The organism is Streptomyces sp. NPDC087428, from assembly GCF_044744085.1.
Classification (GTDB): domain Bacteria; phylum Actinomycetota; class Actinomycetes; order Streptomycetales; family Streptomycetaceae; genus Streptomyces.
In genome coordinates this window covers 134,281-149,632 of the sequence record NZ_JBIUXR010000009.1, presented here as the reverse complement: position 1 = coordinate 149,632, position 15,352 = coordinate 134,281, and the positions used below count along the sequence as shown (strand labels likewise).

Annotated in this window: 13 protein-coding genes; 7 read left to right on the top strand and 6 right to left on the bottom strand. The window is 71.5% G+C overall.

Annotated features, from left to right (window positions below):
- Window positions 1–344: 344 nt before the first annotated feature.
- Window positions 345–1,676 carry an N-acetylmuramoyl-L-alanine amidase gene (locus ACIO3R_RS20340; RefSeq protein ID WP_385029729.1) on the top strand — a complete coding sequence of 444 codons (1,332 nt, stop codon included), beginning with the start codon at window positions 345–347 and terminating at the stop codon, window positions 1,674–1,676.
- A 95-nt stretch (window positions 1,677–1,771) separates the two neighbouring features.
- On the opposite strand, the gene ACIO3R_RS20335 is transcribed toward ACIO3R_RS20340, so the two are convergent.
- Window positions 1,772–2,908 carry an aminoglycoside phosphotransferase family protein gene (locus ACIO3R_RS20335; RefSeq protein WP_385038295.1) on the bottom strand — a complete coding sequence of 379 codons (1,137 nt, stop codon included), beginning with the start codon at window positions 2,906–2,908 and terminating at the stop codon, window positions 1,772–1,774.
- A 231-nt stretch (window positions 2,909–3,139) separates the two neighbouring features.
- Between ACIO3R_RS20335 and ACIO3R_RS20330 the strand changes: the two genes are divergently transcribed.
- Entirely contained in the window at window positions 3,140–4,639 is a 1,500-nt protein-coding gene (locus tag ACIO3R_RS20330) for a hypothetical protein (RefSeq protein ID WP_402107390.1), read from the top strand.
- A gap of 84 nt (window positions 4,640–4,723) precedes the next feature.
- Here the strand turns inward: ACIO3R_RS20330 and ACIO3R_RS20325 are convergent, their stop codons facing one another.
- Window positions 4,724–6,181: a PP2C family protein-serine/threonine phosphatase gene (locus tag ACIO3R_RS20325; protein WP_402107387.1), complete on the bottom strand. Its 1,458-nt coding sequence runs from the start codon at window positions 6,179–6,181 to the stop codon at window positions 4,724–4,726.
- A 518-nt stretch (window positions 6,182–6,699) separates the two neighbouring features.
- Here ACIO3R_RS20325 and rpmG point away from each other — a divergent pair.
- Window positions 6,700–6,864, top strand: coding sequence for a 50S ribosomal protein L33 (gene rpmG / locus ACIO3R_RS20320; protein ID WP_362959235.1), 165 nt, complete (start codon window positions 6,700–6,702; stop codon window positions 6,862–6,864).
- A gap of 233 nt (window positions 6,865–7,097) precedes the next feature.
- Here rpmG and ACIO3R_RS20315 read toward each other — a convergent pair whose 3' ends face one another.
- From ACIO3R_RS20315 to ACIO3R_RS20300, 4 genes are all read right to left on the bottom strand, one after another.
- A complete protein-coding gene (locus tag ACIO3R_RS20315; protein ID WP_402107384.1) occupies window positions 7,098–7,766 on the bottom strand; it encodes a YoaK family protein in 669 nt (222 codons plus the stop codon).
- Window positions 7,767–7,865: 99 nt separating this feature from the next.
- Window positions 7,866–9,239, bottom strand: coding sequence for a cryptochrome/photolyase family protein (locus ACIO3R_RS20310; protein ID WP_385038309.1), 1,374 nt, complete (start codon window positions 9,237–9,239; stop codon window positions 7,866–7,868).
- 69 nt (window positions 9,240–9,308) lie between these two features.
- Window positions 9,309–10,844, bottom strand: a complete 1,536-nt coding sequence (locus ACIO3R_RS20305; RefSeq protein ID WP_402107381.1) for an SDR family oxidoreductase — start codon at window positions 10,842–10,844, stop codon at window positions 9,309–9,311.
- Window positions 10,845–10,939: 95 nt separating this feature from the next.
- A complete protein-coding gene (locus ACIO3R_RS20300; protein ID WP_385038315.1) occupies window positions 10,940–11,557 on the bottom strand; it encodes a sigma-70 family RNA polymerase sigma factor in 618 nt (205 codons plus the stop codon).
- 172 nt (window positions 11,558–11,729) lie between these two features.
- Between ACIO3R_RS20300 and ACIO3R_RS20295 the strand changes: the two genes are divergently transcribed.
- From ACIO3R_RS20295 to ACIO3R_RS20280, 4 genes are all read left to right on the top strand, one after another.
- Window positions 11,730–12,707: a MerR family transcriptional regulator gene (locus ACIO3R_RS20295; protein ID WP_402107379.1), complete on the top strand. Its 978-nt coding sequence runs from the start codon at window positions 11,730–11,732 to the stop codon at window positions 12,705–12,707.
- A 90-nt stretch (window positions 12,708–12,797) separates the two neighbouring features.
- Window positions 12,798–13,697, top strand: coding sequence for a VanZ family protein (locus ACIO3R_RS20290; protein ID WP_402107376.1), 900 nt, complete (start codon window positions 12,798–12,800; stop codon window positions 13,695–13,697).
- Window positions 13,698–13,918: 221 nt separating this feature from the next.
- Entirely contained in the window at window positions 13,919–14,746 is an 828-nt protein-coding gene (locus ACIO3R_RS20285) for a DUF4389 domain-containing protein (RefSeq protein WP_402107374.1), read from the top strand.
- Window positions 14,743–15,258 carry a DinB family protein gene (locus ACIO3R_RS20280; RefSeq protein ID WP_385038325.1) on the top strand — a complete coding sequence of 172 codons (516 nt, stop codon included), beginning with the start codon at window positions 14,743–14,745 and terminating at the stop codon, window positions 15,256–15,258. Before ACIO3R_RS20285 ends, ACIO3R_RS20280 begins: the two co-directional genes overlap by 4 nt.
- Window positions 15,259–15,352 lie beyond the last annotated feature (94 nt).

The window sequence follows — 15,352 nt, the reverse complement described above, 5'->3', positions numbered from 1 at the left end:
GCGAGCACTACCCTTCGGCCGTTCGGGGCACACACAACGGCGATTAGTCACACAAGAAGTGCGCTCGTTCGAGGGATGATCCGCCTTTCGCCGGCAAGCCGGCCGCTCCGTAAAACTCAGGTAACGCGGCACTGCCAAAAAGACGTTGCTCATTTGCCCTTCGCAGGTCAGCGGCCCTGCCACTGGTCTGGTCCACTGGCTCGACCCGCGGCCCCCGCCGTGCTCTTGACGTGCTCTCGCCTCAGGTCACAGAGTGTGCGCGCACAGCGGAACAGAGAGATCGGAACACGAACACCTCTCGATACGAACAGCTCGGAAAACGCACAGCTCCAAGAAGGGTTGTCATGACGTCCAAGCAGAGGACCGGACTCGCGGTCGCGTTCACCACCGTCGGCGCGCTGAGTCTCGCGCTGCTCAGTCCCGCGGCGCAGGCCGGTGCGGACGGGGTGCGGCCGGAGTGTCCGCGCGGCCTGGAGTGCGACTGGGTCCCGGCGGCCTACCAGCAGACCGGCGACCCGGCCGACAAGGCGACGTACGGCAACTACGACACTTCGGACCGCCCGCACACCAACAAGATCAAATTCATCGTCCTCCATGACACCGAGGAGGACTACGCCACCACCCTGAACATCTTCCAGAACCCGTTGAAGCAGACCTCGGCCCACTACGTGGTGCGCTCCGGTGACGGCCACGTCACCCAGATGGTGAAGAACAAGGACGTCGCCTGGCAGGCCGGGAACTGGTACCTCAACTCCAACTCCATCGGCATCGAGCAGGAGGGCGTCGCCGTCGACGGCGCCAAGTGGTACACCCCCGAGATGTACCGCTCGACGGCCGCACTGGTGCGCTACCTCGCCGCGAAGTACGACATCCCGCTCGACCGCCAGCACATCATCGGCCACGACGGGGTACCGCCCACCAGCGCCTCCGGCGCCGCCAGCATGCACTGGGACCCGGGCACCTACTGGGACTGGAACCGCTTCATGGCGCTCCTCGGCAGGCCCACCGTGCCGACCGCCCGCAAGAACAGCGAACTCATCACCGTCAGCCCGAGGTTCAAGGACAACAAGCAGGCGTTCCGCGACTGCGAGAAGGGCGTCGACCTGCCCGTGCAGGGCTCCAGCGCCGTCCCGCTCCACACGGAGCCGTCCGCCGACGCACCGCTCTTCTCCGACCCCGGACTGCACCCGGACGGTTCGCCCGGCACCAACTGCGCCGCCGACTGGGGCAGCAAGATCAGCGCCACCCAGCAGGCCGTCGTCGCAGGCCACGCGCCCGGCTGGACGGCGATCTGGTGGTCCGGCCAGAAGGCCTGGTTCGAGACCCCGGCCCGCAACCGCACCACCACCCCCACCACGGGCTACGTCGTGAAGCCGAAGGCGGGCAGGGCCGAGGTGCCGGTGTACGGCGTGGCGTACCCGGAGAAGTCCGAGTACCCCGCCGGCTTCGCGGACCAGCGCGTGGGCACGCCGCTCCAGTACACGATCAAGGCGGGGCAGTCCTACCCCGGTGGCGGTGTGGCCCCCACCGGCTTCTTCTACGCTCCGACGATCGATGCCTCGTACCCGCTGGACCACTCGTTCTTCCCGGGCAAGGAGAAGTACGTGACCGTCCAGATCGGCCACCGCATCGCCTTCGTGAAGGCCGCCGACGTGGACATCGTCCGCGCGCACTGAAGGTGTGCCCGTCCGGCGGCGGGCACACCGAAGCGCGCTGCGGGCCCGGTGTGTCGGCACCGGACCCGCAGCGCGCATCCCCTTGGGGAGGAAGGTCAGCGAGTGCCGACCGCGGCTCGTACGGCCCGCCTGGCCATCGCACAGTCGTCGTGCAGCCGGCGCAGCAGCAGACGCTGCTCCTCGCCCGACGACAGCGCGCCCGGCCGGTCCTGACCGGCCCTGGGGCCCGAGGTGTCGCGCATGGCCCGCTGCACGGCCGTCTCGTAGGTACGGATCTCCCGGGTCAGCACGAGCATCAGATTGACCAGGAACGCGTCCCGCGCCGCCGGACCCGCGACCTGGGCGAGCTGGCTGATCTGACGCCGGGCCACCGGCGCGTCACCCAGTACCGCCCACAGCGTCGCCAGGTCGTATCCCGGCAGGTACCAGCCGGCATGTTCCCAGTCGACCAGCACCGGACCGGTGGGCGACAGCAGGATGTTGGAGAGCAGCGCGTCACCGTGACAGAACTGCCCCGCCCCCTGGCGGCCGCCCGCGTGGGCCACGCCGTGGAGGAGCTTCTGCAGGTCACCCAGATCGCGGTCGGTGAACAGTCCCAGCTCGTGGTAGCGCGAGATGCGCGCCGCGTAGTCCAGCGGGGCGTCGAAGAGACCGGACGGCGGCCGCCAGGCGTTGACCCGGCTGACCGCGCCGAGCACCGCCCGCAGATCGGCGCGTGGCGGCGCCTCCGACGGATGCCTGGTCAGCGCTGCCACCCGGCCGGGCATCCGTTCGATGACCAGGGTGCAGTTCTCCGGGTCCGCCGCGATGAGCCGGGGGACCCGCACCGGCGGGCGGTGCCGGACGAACGCCCGGTATGCCGCTATTTCATGACGGAACCGCTCCGACCACGCCGGTGAGTGGTCAAGTAAGCACTTGGCGACCGCGGTCGTCCGTCCGGTGGAACCCACGAGCAGTACCGAACGGCCACTGCGCCGCAGCACCTGCACCGGGTTGAACTCCGGACAGATCCGGTGCACCGAGGCGATGGCCATCCTCAGCTGCGCGCCCTGGGGACCGGACAGGTCCAGTCTCCCGCTGAGCGATTGACTGCCCGGCCCCGCCATGCGCCGGGCCCGACCCATGCCGGGCGCGGTTCCAGCGGCGCGGGGGTCGAGATACGGCCCGCCGCCCGCCCCGAGGGGACGGAGCGGCCGGGGTGGGGCAGACACGGAGGACGATGCTGTGTACATGGGCGAGACAGATCCCTTCGTGCGCCGACAAGTTGCGTGCGCCGCCCCGGCCGGCGGCCGTTCGGCACCCTGGGGAGTACCTAGGGCTGCCGGGCGGGGTGGCGCTTTCCTACCTGACACCGGATCGCGGGTGGCAGACCATGTGGCGGACCCTGGCGAACCCTGGCGAATAGTCGCAGGGCATCTGACAGGGGGTTACTGTCAACACAGCCGAGAACCTGGGGGCTTGACGTGACCGGAGAACCCAACACCCGTCTGTCGGACCTGTTCGGCCTTGCCGGCTGGTCCAAGGGCGAACTCGCGAGAATGGTGAACAGGCAGGCGGCGGCCATGGGCCACCCCCAACTCGCCACCGACACCTCGCGGGTGAGGCGCTGGATCGACATGGGGGAGTCCCCCCGTGATCCCGTGCCCGAAGTGCTGGCAGCCCTGTTCACCGAGCGGCTCGGTCGTGTCGTGACCATCGAGGACCTCGGGTTCGGCCGACGCGGGCGTGTGGGGAAACGGCGAGAGACAGGAACGGAGAACAATCCCGACCAACTCCCCTGGGCGCCCGAGCGGACGGCAGCGGTCCTCACCGAATTCACGGGAATGGACCTCATGCTCAACCGACGCGGCTTGGTGAGCGCGGGCGCCGCGCTCACCGCCGGCTCCACCATCGCCGGCCCCATGCACGACTGGCTGCACACCGACCCCGTACTGGCGGCCGACGCCCCACGCATCGACGACCCCGTGCACGCGGACCCGGCCGGTTTCGACCGGTACGAGGCCGCGCCCATCGGTTCGGAGGAGATCGAGGCGCTGGAGCGGTCCGTGGAGGTGTTCCGCGCCTGGGACGCCTCCCGGGGCGGCGGCCTCCAGCGCAAGGCCGTGGTGGGCCAGCTCAACGAGGTGGGAGGCATGCTCTCCTACCGCCACCCCGACCATCTGCAGCGCCGCCTCTGGGGCGTTGCTGCCAACCTCGCCGTGCTCGCGGGGTGGATGTCCCACGACATCGGCCTCGAACCGACGGCCCAGAAGTACTTCGTCATCGCGGCGCACGCGGCCCGCGAGGGCGGCGACCGGCCGCGCGCGGGGGAGGCCCTGTCCAGGGCGGCCCGTCAGATGGTCCACCTGGGCCGCCCCGACGACGCGCTCGACCTCATGAAGCTCGCCAAGTCCGGCTCGGGCGACATGGTCCTGCCGCGCACCCAGGCGATGCTGCACACCATCGAGGCCTGGGCACAGGCCTCCATGGGACAGGGCCAGGCCATGCGGCGCAGCCTGGGCAGGGCAGAGGAACTGTTCATCTCGGACAAGAGCGATGTCTCACCACCCAGTTGGATGCAGATGTTCGACGAGGCGGATCTGCACGGGATGCAGGCGCTGGCGTTCCGTACCCTGGCCGAGCACGAACCCGCGGCGGCCGTCATGGCCCAGCGCCACGCGAAGCGGGCACTCGAACTGCGGGTCAGCGGACGCCAGCGGTCCAAGATCTTCGACTACATCTCGCTCGCCTCGGCGTGTTTCATCGCCGACGACCCCGAGCAGGCCGACCGCTACGCGCGGCTCGCCCTGGTGACGATGGGGGAGACCTCCTCGCACCGCACCTGGGACCGGCTGCGCGAGATGTACCGGCTGACGGGCCAGTTCGCGGGCTACGCGAAGATCGAGGACCTGCGCCAGGAAATCGAGCGCTCACTGCCGCACAGCTCCCTCATCAAGCAGCGGACGAGGAGCTCCGAGGTCTGACCCCAGGGCGCCACAGGGAAGAGGCGCCGTTCCTCACATCTCCCGGACACCGCACCACGGGCAGCCGGGTGCGTTCCGTGTGCCCTACGCCCCGATGCGGGCGATCAGCACACATGCGTCGTCCAGTCGCGGGGTGCCGCCGAACTCCTCGGCGACGGTCCGTACACAGTCCTGCGCCGTACGGGCCTCGGCGAAGCGCGGCGCAAGTCCGAGCAGTGCCTCGGTGCCCGGACGGAGGCCGCCCGGCCCGTCCTTGGTCCGGGCCAGTCCGTCGGTGTGCAGCACCAGCACATCACCGGGCAGCAGGTGCGCCTCGTCCTGCTCGTAGGCGACCCCGGAGGCCGCTCCGAGCAGGACGCCGTCGGGTTGCGGGAGCGGGCGCCCGGTTCCGTCGCGGAAGAGCAGCGGAGCGGGGTGTCCGGCCTGCGCCCATTCCAGGGTGCGGGTCACGGGGTCGAACCGGCAGCAGACCGCGCTGCCCAGGGCGGGCTGGATCGATGTCTCCAGCAACTGGTTCAGATGCCCCATCAGGGCCCCCGGGTCGATGCCGGCCACCGCCATGCCGCGCAGCGCACCGAGGATCATCGCCATGGCCGAGGTGGCCTGGATACCGCGACCGGTCAGATCGCCGACCGTGAGCAGCATCCTGCGGTCCGGCAGCTCCAACGCGTCGTACCAGCCGCCGCCGATCAGGTCGCTGGACTCGGAGGGCAGGTAGTGGGCCGCGATGTCCAGCGCTCCGGGCCCCTGGTCCGGGAGGCGCAGTGAACCTCGCCACGGCGGGAGCACGGCCTCCCGGAGCTCGACCGCGATGCGGCGTTCCGTCCGGTCGATGTGCTGCTGGCGACGGAGTGAGTCATGGGTGCGGCGCACCACCTGCTGGTTGCGCCGCAGCTCGCTGATATCGCGCAGGACCGCCCACATGGAAGCGGTGCAGCCGTCCGCGTCGAGCACGGGCTCGCCCGTCATGTGCAGTGTCCGTGTCCCGCCGTCGGCGCGCTGGATCCGGAACTCGCCGTCTATCGGCTTTCCGTCGACCAGGCAGTCCGTCACCAGAGCGGTGAGTACGGGCTGGTCCTCGGGGAACAGCACGGAAGGGAGGTCGTCCAGGGAGAGCGGCCCGGCCTCCGCGGTCCGGCCGAAGATCTGGAGCAACTCGTCGGACCAGCTGACCGCGTCCGTCAGCAGATTCCACTCGGCGCTGCCCGCCCGGCCGACCAGTGATTCCGCCCGCTCCTCACCGACGGTCCCCTGAGCCGTTCCCAGCGACAGTTCGGCCGCGAGCTGTTCAGCGGCCTCCGGCGGCAGGCCCTCCTTGAGCTGTCCCAGATGTGAGCCGAGATCGTCCAGGTGATGGACCGCCAGATCGCAGAGCGCGCGCTGCCAGCGCATCTGCGGATCGTCCTCGTCGACCAGAACGGAGTCGCGCCGCACCGCGTCCACATCGCCGCGCAGCCGGCGCGTCCGGTTGATCAACGCGTCGACCGCATGGCGCTCGGGCGGCTGGGGGGCGGGGCGGTCCGCGGACAGATGGGACGGCATGACGTACTCCGATACAGGCGCGGTACAACCAGGTCTGAGGGTGGACCGAATACGACTGTTGCACAGCCGACTGGGGCCCGTAAGCGGTTTGGCAACACTCGATGCGTTCTTGCACCTGGCATATGCCAGCGGCTGAGTGTCGCCGCGCTCTTTCGAACAGCCTTGCTTTTGGCGGGTGTTGGCGCGGCCGATCCGGCGAGCGGACGCCTTCGGCGTGCCTGCTCGCGCCGGCGCGGCGCGGCGTGAACGGAGCGCGCCGGGGCGGGCGCGGGCCGGGGGTTCAGCTGGGTCACGTTCCTGGGGTGGTCGTTCGCTGGGCGGGGCACTGCGGTCAACGAGCGTGACGGCCTCGCGTGACGGCGCGGCCGAAGAGTGCCGGACGAGTGCCGGACCGCTCCGGAGCCCCGGCCCGGACCTGGCGGGAATGCGGCCGGCCGGGCCGGCGTTGCACGAGCAGAACGAAAACGAATCCCGTTCCCATCAAGGTGCGGGTTCGGTTCACGAGTGCGGAGGTACCCATGGCCCGAAGTGAAGCCCGTCCCGTCGTCACGCTCCGTTCGACCGCGGGGACGGGGCAGAGCTACGTGACGCGCAAGAGCCGTCGCAACAGCCCCGACCGGCTGGTCCTGCGCAAGTACGACCCCGCTGCCGGGCAGCACGTCCTCTTCCGCGAGGAGCGCTGACCCGTCCCGCGGTGCACGGTTTCGCGGTAGGAGGGGCGCCCTCCGTCCGTGCCCTGAATCACAGTCCGGGGCGCGGATTCCGGGGAACACGCGGCAATGGTTTATCGTTCACCTATATGTGATGGCGCCCTCTGCGGCGTCCACACCAAGAACCGCCCCGGCTGGATTCCCCCGATCCGGCCGGGGCTTCCTTCTGCCCGGACGCGTGCCCGTTCCGGCTCACGCGCGAAGGCTCACCGACGCCGTGGTACGACCTCCACCAGCAGCGCCGCGGCCGCGAGCACGGCCGCCGCCACGGCCCCCGTGTCGGGCCGGCCCCGCAAGGACAGCGCGGTCACCGCGGCGCCCGCCACCACGGCGGCCAGCCGGCCGACCACCCAGCCGTCACCCCGCCGCCACGAGCCCACGGCCAGCCGGCCGACGAGTGAGGTCAGCGTTCCGGTGAAGTAGTTCGTCGGCGTGGCACGGATACGGCCCTGGATTCCCATCGCGAGCCCCATGAGAGCCAGCAGGCCCAGCCGGCCCGCGTCCGACGTGATCAGACCCAGCCCCCACAGCACCGCACCCGCGGCGAGCAGCAGCACCTCGACCGCCAGCATGACCGGCAGCCGCCGCCAGACCCGCTCGCCCGTCACCGCGCCCCAGGCCACCCCGAAGCCGTACGAGACGAGCGCCGTGACCACGCGCAGTGCCACTCCCTGCTCACCCGCCCCGGCGGCCGAGGCTCCCAGCAGGACCAGGTTCCCCGTCATCACCCCGGCGAAGACCTGGCCGACGCAGATGAACACGAACGCGTCCGCCGCCCCGGACGCCGCCGACAGGAGCAGCAGGGCCGCATGGCCGCGCGGCTCGTCCACGGTGTCACGGCCGGACGGGTCGGTGGATGCGGTGGAAGTCGGCATGGCGGCATCTTCGCTGGCGTCCGGCCCGGCGGGGTGTGTTGTCCCCGGTGCGGCGTGCCGCGCCCGCCGTACGGCCAAGGGCTGCCGCGTCCGCGGGACTCACTCCAGGCCGCGCGCCTGCCTGAACCGGGCCAGCCCGTCGGCCAGTTCCACCACCGGGGCCGGATACCCCAACCGGGCGCGCTCGGCACCGCGCAGCTTCCACGGCTCGTGCACGGCGGGCCCGGCCAGTGCCGCCAGCTCCGGGACCCACCGTCGGACGTAGTCGCCGTCCGGGTCGTAGCGCTTGGCCTGGCGCACGGGGTTGAGCACCCGGTTGGGGCGGCTGTCCGTCCCCGTCCCGGCCATCCACTGCCAGTTGAGCTGATTGTTGGCGACGTCGCCGTCCACCAGCAGATCCAGGAAGTGCCGGGCGCCGACACGCCAGTCCACGTACAGCGTCTTGGTGAGGAAGCCCGCCGTGAGCAGCCGTCCGCGGTTGTGCATCCAGCCCTCGTGGCGCAGCTGGCGCATGGCGGCGTCGACCACCGGGTATCCGGTGCGCCCCTGCCGCCACGCCTCGATCTCCTCGGCGGCCCCGGCCTCGGACCGCCAGTGATCGTGCCGGGTGCGGTAGTCCAGCCGGGCCGCCCCGGGCCTGGCCGCGAGGACCTGGTGATGGAACTCGCGCCAGCACAGCTGCCGGACGAACGCGTCGGCGCCGTCACCACCTGCCGCGCGGGCCCGGTGGATCAGTTCCACGGGGGACAGGGTGCCGAAGTGCAGATGCGGCGAGAGCCGGGACGTGGCGTCTCCCGGCAGGTCGTCGTGGCGGGCCTCGTACGCCGCGAGCCCGTGGCGCCGCCAGGCCGTGAACCGCTTGCGGGCCTCCACCTCACCGCCCTCGGCGAGCCCCGCGGAGACGTCGCGCACGGCGGCCCGGACCGGCACGTCCTCCGATCCCGGACCGTCCGGCACCCGCACCGCACGCGGCGCACGGAAGGGATCACGCACCCGCTCCCCGGACCAGCGCCTGAAGTACGGGGTGAACACAGCGAAGTGGTCCGAGCCGGCGGGGGTCACGGCACCGGGCGCGACCGCGGTGACCACGCCGTCGTGGACGTGCAGCCGTCCCCCGCCGGACTCCAGCGCCGCGCGCAACCGCTCCTCGCGGCGGCGGGCGTACGCGCTCACCCCCGCGGCCAGATGGACGTCGCCCGCACCGGTCTCGGCGACGACCCGGCACACCTCGGCGACCACGTCACCCGAGCGGATCACCAGCCGGCCGCCCCGCTCACGCAGCCCCGCGTCGAGATCCCGCAGACAGTCGGCGAGGAAGGCGCGGCGGTTGGGGGCGCCGAACCCCGCCGCCTCGATCCCCGTGTCGCGGACGAACAGGGGCACGATCTCGTCCGAGGACGCGAGCGCGGCCCGCAACGGCGGATGGTCGTGCAGACGGAGATCGGCGGTGAAGAGGACGACCGCTACGGTCATGGCGCAACTCCTGGTCGGGGGCGTGGACGTGCCCCTGTTCCGTCGGGAGGCTCCTTGCGGATGCAGCGGTCACCGGGACAGCGCGCCGCGTTCCTTCGCCGGGGGCGAGGACGGCACCCCCGCCGCAACCCGTGCGATGTTGCGGGCCATCCCGCCGAACACGATCGCGTGGAACGGCGACACGCTCCACCAGTACGCGTGGCCGAGCAGCCCACGCGGATGGAACAGGGCCCGCTGCCGGTAGTGCGCCCCACCCCGCTCGTCCCGTTCCGCGTACATCTCCAGCCACGCCAGACCGGGCAGCCGCATCTCCGCGCGCAGCCTCAGCAGGCGACCGGGCTCGATCTCCTCGACCCGCCAGAAGTCCAGGGAGTCACCCACCCTGAGCCGGTCGGTGTCCCGCCGCCCGCGGCGCAGACCCACCCCGCCCACCAGCCGGTCGAGCCAGCCGCGCACGGCCCAGGCCAGCGGGAACGAGTACCAGCCGTGATCGCCGCCGATCCCCTCGATGACCTTCCAGAGGGCCTCCGGCGACGCGTCGACGTCGAGTTCCCGCACGTCCGTGTACAGACTGCCGCCGGCCCAGTCGGGGTCGGTGGGCAGCGGGTCGCTCGGCACCCCGGGCACCGACGCGGAGGACCACCGGGTGGTGACCCGGGCCTCGCGCACCCGCTGGAGGGCGAGGCGCAGGGCCCGCTCGAACGTGAAGGGCTGCCCCGGCCCGTCGGGCACGTACCGCGCGATGTCGTGCTCCTGGCACACCACCTCGTAGCGCAGCGACTCGGCGAGCGGCCGTGCGATCGACCGGGGAACTGGCGTGACCAGCCCGATCCAGTGGCTGGACAGCCGTGGTGTCAGCATCGGGACGGGCACGATCAGCCGGTGCGGGAGGTCCGCGATCTCCGCGTACCGCTGCATCATCTCGCGGTAGGTGATGATGTCCGGCCCCCCGATGTCGAAGGCACGGCTCACCTCCCCCGGCATCCCGGCGCTGCCGACCAGATAGCGCAGCACGTCCCGGACCGCGATCGGCTGGATCCGGGTCGACACCCAGCTCGGTGTCACCATGACCGGCAGCCGTTCCGTGAGATAGCGCAGCATCTCGAAGGACGCCGACCCGGACCCGATGATGACCGCGGCCCGCAGGGCGGTGGTCGGGACCCCGGAATCCAGCAGAATCCTGCCGACCTCGGCCCGCGAGCGCAGATGCGGCGAGAGTTCCCGCTCGGGTACGCCGGGTGGTGTGAGGCCGCCGAGGTAGACGATCCGGCCGATTCCCCGAGCGCGGGCCGACTCGGCGAAGACCGTGGCCGACGTCCGGTCGGTGTCCTCGAAGTCCGCACCGGTCGTCAGCGCGTGCACCAGGTAGTAGGCCACGTCGATGTCCGCCATGGCCGACGCCACCGAGGCCGCGTCGGTGACGTCTCCCCGGACGACCTCCACGTCCCCGGCCCACGGGTAGTCCCGCAGTTTCTCCGGGCTACGCGCCATGCAGCGGACCCGGTGCCCGGCCTCCAGGAGTTCCGGCACCAGCCGGCCCCCGATGTATCCGGTGGCCCCGGTCACCAGGCAGTGCAGGGGCTTCTCCGTGCTGTTGCTCCTCATGGGACCTCCGCATCGGCTGGGGTACTGCTCGGTTCACCGTGCCTCGCCGTCGCGCGTCTCGCTCTCCGGGCGGAGGGGGCACTGCGCCGTTTCGGCTACCGTTCCGCGTCGCCGCCCGACATCGAACGCCGGATCCGGTGCAGGGCACGGCGCACGTGGCTCTTGACCGTGCCGAGCGGGAGCCCCGTCAGCTCCGCGATGCGGGTCTGGGGGAGACCGTCGTAGTAGGCCATGTGCAGGATGCGGCGCTGTACCTGGGGCAGCTTCCCCAGCTCCGTACCGACCAGGACCCGGTCCAGCGCCGACTCCGGACGTCCGGCCGTTCCGGTCTCGGTGAGCTGCAGCCGCGCCGCCGTCGCGGCGGCCAGTTCGCCGCGGCGGGTGCGGGCGGAAAGCGCGTCGGCGATCTTGCGCCGGGTGATGCCGACCAGCCAGCCGGGCAGCGGGCCGCGCTCGGGACGGTAGCCGAGCCGGCCGTTCCAGGCGGCCATGAAGACCTGCTGGGTGACGTCCTCGGCCTCCCGGCTGTCGCCCAGGGACCGGGCCGCCAGGGAGTGCACGAGCGTGCCCCACCTCCGGTAGGCGGCGGCGAAACAGTCCTCGCTGCCGCGCAGCAGACCGGCGGCCAGCTCCTCGTCGGCGAGGTCCTGCGCGACGCACGGTCGCGGGTCCGGCCCGCCGGGCAGCGTGTTCTCCGGTGCGAGCGCGGTCATGGCTGTCCTTCCTCCGGGCGGCCCGGCCCAGGAACTGCGTCCCCCTTGCGTCCGGCCGGAGTCGTCCGGTGTGTTCTCCGGGGCCCCTCCGACGGACGCCCCTGACCGGCAGCGTTCCAACGGGGGGCCCACCGGGACAACCTGCGTCGGTTCTGCGTCGTATGATCAGCGCATGCCGTCCTCCACGGAACGGGCTCGGGTGGGCACCACCGACCACGGCCTGACCACCGGCACAGTGGCACGTCAGCTCGGCGTCGCGCCGACGACACTCCGGACCTGGGACCGCCGCTACGGCATCGGCCCCGCTCACAGGCACGGTGGCAGACACCGGCGCTGGACGCCCGAGGACATTGCCGTACTGGAACACATGTGTGAGCTGACGAGTTCCGGCGTGCCCCCGGCGGAGGCCGCCCGCACGGCACTGAACGGGACTCCCGGAACTCGGGCCCCGGCTGTCGCACCCCACGTCCTCCCCTCCCGCTCCGGCACGGAGCCGGACGGGCTCACCGCGGACGTCGCACGCCAGGAACGCCGAGGACTGACGAGCGCGGCACTCCGGCTGGACGCGTGGACCATCGACGACCGGCTGACCGCCGCGATCGACCGGTACGGTCTGCTGGCGGCCTGGGACCAGGTGATCATGCCGACGCTGCACGCGGTCGGACGCAAGTGGCAGACATCGGGCGAGCGCTACGTCGAGGTCGAGCACCTGCTGTCCTGGCATGTCTCCAGTGCCCTGCGGCGAGTGGCGGCAAAGCCTGCCGCCACCGACGGCGCCGGGCTCGCGCTGCTGGCCTGCACACCGGGCGAGACGCACACGCTCCCCCTGGAGGCGCTCGCCGCGGGTCTCGCCGAACGGGGCCTGGGCGTCAGGATGTTCGGCGCGTCCGTGCCCGGCGAGGCACTGGGTGAGGCCGTGCGCCGGATCGGCCCGTCGGCCGTGGTGCTGTGGTCCCAGTCGCGGAACACGGCGGCGCGCCCGCTGGCGCACCACGTGGCATCCGCCGAATGGGGAGTACGGGGCGCACGGACCGGCCCGGCCGTACTGATCGCCGGTCCGGGCTGGGCCGGCGCCCCACTGCCCGGCACCCACCGCCCGCGAGGTCTCGGCGAGGCGATCAGGATGCTCACCGGTTTCTGCGAACGGTGAGAGGCGCGCCCGCCGGCTGTCCCGACGCCCGTGCTCGGCTCCGGCACCCCGGGAAGGTGTGCTCCGACCGGACGGGGGAACCCGTCGCCCATGAGAGCAGAGGCTGAGAGTGGGACGCAGAATGAAACGCGGCGCAGGACATGGGGAAGCGTTCTCCTGCAGGTGACCTTTCTGGTGCTGGCCTTCCTGGCCATGGTCGGTTTCTCGGTTGTGCTGGCGAAGGTGACGCTCACACCGTCGCCCGCCTCGGAGGAACTGGTGAAGTCGAACCTGCGGCCCGGCCGTTCGCTCCGGCAGTACGCCGAGGACTACACCTTCCTCGCCGCCTGCAAGCAGGCGGGCGGAAACCTGGTGCTGGGGATGCCGTTCGGCGTACTCCTGCCCATCCTCGTGCCGCGCCGCCTGCGGATGATCCGCATGGTCCTGCTGACCGTGCTGGTCATCGCGATCGTCGAACTGGTGCAGGGAGCGCTCGTCGCGGGACGCGCCTTCGACGTCGATGACGTCATCCTCAACACCGCCGGTGCGCTCCTCGGCTATCTGGTGCTGGGCCGTCGGCTGAGCCACCGCTACCACGTGCTCGCGGACGGAACGGAGGCGGAGCCGGAACCGGCTCCCGAGCGGACCCGTGCTCCGAAACCCGCCGCGTCCGGCACGGCGTCACGCCGGCGTCCGTGGCAGGAAACATGGGCGAAGGCCACGGCACGGACGAAGCCGGCGACGAAGGCCGGGGCAGCCGCGAAGTCCCCGCCCACACCGAAGCCCGAGTCCAAGGCCGCTACGACGCCCAGGCCGAGGTCCAGGGCCACCGCCGATACGGAGCCGAAGCAGAAGCCCAAGCCGAAGGCCGGCGCGAAGGCCAGGACCGCGGCGGAGCCCGAGGCCGCGGCGAAGGCCAAGTCCTCGGCCGTGAGCGGCGGGACCCCGCGCGGCGACGGGAGCCGCAACGGTCCCGGCCGTGCGCTGCTGGACCGGTTCCGCAGCCGCTGACCGGGTCCGCCCCTCCAGGGAGGCGCCGGCCGCGTCATCGCTTCGGCCGGCACCTCCCGGACCGCTGTGCGCTCATCCCCTGCGGGGAGAGCCCACCTGGCCCGGACCGGCGGGCACCCGATCGGCCCGCGGCCGTTTGCGGGCCGCCTCCCCCGGCCCGAGCGTGAGAGGACGCCTCGTGCGCAGAGGGCGTACCGACTCACCTGCCGAAGGGGAGCACCATGGCCGACGCCCAGTGGAGCCCGGGGCGAAGGGCGGGGGACGCGGAGGAATTCCTGCCCGTGCTGGACCTCGTCGAGCCCGTACGGCAGCGCCGGCTCACCGTCTTCTTCCGGCTGCTCCTGCTGATTCCGCATTTCGTCGTGCTGTTCTTCCTGGAGATCGCGTCCTTCTTCACCGTCGTGTTCGGCTGGTTCGCCGCCCTCGTCCTGGGCCGGCTGCCCGAGCCCGTCTTCCGGTTCCTCGCCGGAGTGCTCGGCTACCGCACGAGGGTCGCGGCGAGCGGCATGCTGCTCATCGACCGCTATCCGCCCTTCGCGCTCAACCCGCCACCCGACTACCCGCTCCAGATCGACGTCCGCCCGTCCAGGCTGAACCGGCTGGCTGTGTTCTTCCGGCTCGTCCTGGTGATTCCCGCCGCCGTCGTGCAGAGTCTCGCCGTATCCGGCTGGTGCGTCCTGGCGGTCCTGTGGTGGCTGATCACGCTGATCCTCGGCCGGATGCCCCGCCCCCTCTTCGACGCCACGGCCGCCACGCTGCGCTACGAGATGCGGGTGTCCGCCTACGTATCGATGCTCAGCCCCGCCTACCCCAAGGGTTTCTTCGGTGAGGACGCGCTCTCCGTGCCGGAGCGGCAAGGGCGCTCCGCCACCCGGCCCCTGGTCATGACCAGCGGGGGCAAGGCGCTGCTGGTGCTCTTCCTGGTCCTCGGGCTCGTCAATGCCCTCACGGCATCCGTCACCAGGTCGTCGTCCGACGACTCGGACATGTGGATGCGGCAACAAACGGGTCGCGTGGTGCACCCGTCAACCGGCATGATCGCGCGATGACATGGACAGCACCTGAGGCAACACGCACCGGCGGATCGTACGTCGCGGGTGAGCGCGAGATGCTCACCGGATATCTCGCATGGTTCCGCGGCACCCTCCTGCAGAAGTGCGCCGGTCTGACCGGCGAGCAGCTCGCCGAGCGGACCGTGGAGCCGTCGAACCTGTCGCTCCTGGGACTCGTACGCCACATGGCCAAGGTCGAACGCACCTGGTTCAGGCAGCGCTTCGCCGGGCAGACGATGGAGCCGATGTACGACCTGAAGAACGGCAAGGACGCGGACTTCGAGGTGCTGGACCCGGCCCGCGCAGCCGAGGACTACGCCCGGCTGGTGGAGGAGTGCCGACTGGCGGACGAGACCGTCGCCGGTGTCTCGTTCGACGAGACCTTCACCCATGACGGCGAGGTCTACTCCCTGCGGATGGTGCACATCCACATGATCAGCGAATACGCCCGCCACATCGGCCACGCCGATCTGGTGCGCGAGCGGCTCGACGGCGTCACCGGGGCGTGAGCGCCGGTCCGGAACCCGCCCGGCGCGGTCGGGCCGTCTGTATCAACGTACGGAATCGGGCGGAACCGCGGTGGACGGCGGCGTGAATCCGGTC

Bases quoted from the DNA above. Each gene is read 5' to 3' on its own strand.
- ACIO3R_RS20340 (WP_385029729.1), top strand. From the start codon at position 345: ATGACGTCCAAGCAGAGGACCGGACTCGCGGTCGCGTTCACCACCGTC.
- ACIO3R_RS20300 (WP_385038315.1), bottom strand. From the start codon at position 11,557: ATGACCGCGCTCGCACCGGAGAACACGCTGCCCGGCGGGCCGGACCCG.
- ACIO3R_RS20310 (WP_385038309.1), bottom strand. From the start codon at position 9,239: ATGACCGTAGCGGTCGTCCTCTTCACCGCCGATCTCCGTCTGCACGAC.
- ACIO3R_RS20285 (WP_402107374.1), top strand. From the start codon at position 13,919: ATGGCCGACGCCCAGTGGAGCCCGGGGCGAAGGGCGGGGGACGCGGAG.
- ACIO3R_RS20295 (WP_402107379.1), top strand. From the start codon at position 11,730: ATGCCGTCCTCCACGGAACGGGCTCGGGTGGGCACCACCGACCACGGC.
- ACIO3R_RS20305 (WP_402107381.1), bottom strand. From the start codon at position 10,844: ATGAGGAGCAACAGCACGGAGAAGCCCCTGCACTGCCTGGTGACCGGG.
- rpmG (WP_362959235.1), top strand. From the start codon at position 6,700: ATGGCCCGAAGTGAAGCCCGTCCCGTCGTCACGCTCCGTTCGACCGCG.
- ACIO3R_RS20325 (WP_402107387.1), bottom strand. From the start codon at position 6,181: ATGCCGTCCCATCTGTCCGCGGACCGCCCCGCCCCCCAGCCGCCCGAG.
- ACIO3R_RS20315 (WP_402107384.1), bottom strand. From the start codon at position 7,766: ATGCCGACTTCCACCGCATCCACCGACCCGTCCGGCCGTGACACCGTG.
- ACIO3R_RS20280 (WP_385038325.1), top strand. From the start codon at position 14,743: ATGACATGGACAGCACCTGAGGCAACACGCACCGGCGGATCGTACGTC.
- ACIO3R_RS20290 (WP_402107376.1), top strand. From the start codon at position 12,798: ATGAGAGCAGAGGCTGAGAGTGGGACGCAGAATGAAACGCGGCGCAGG.
- ACIO3R_RS20335 (WP_385038295.1), bottom strand. From the start codon at position 2,908: ATGTACACAGCATCGTCCTCCGTGTCTGCCCCACCCCGGCCGCTCCGT.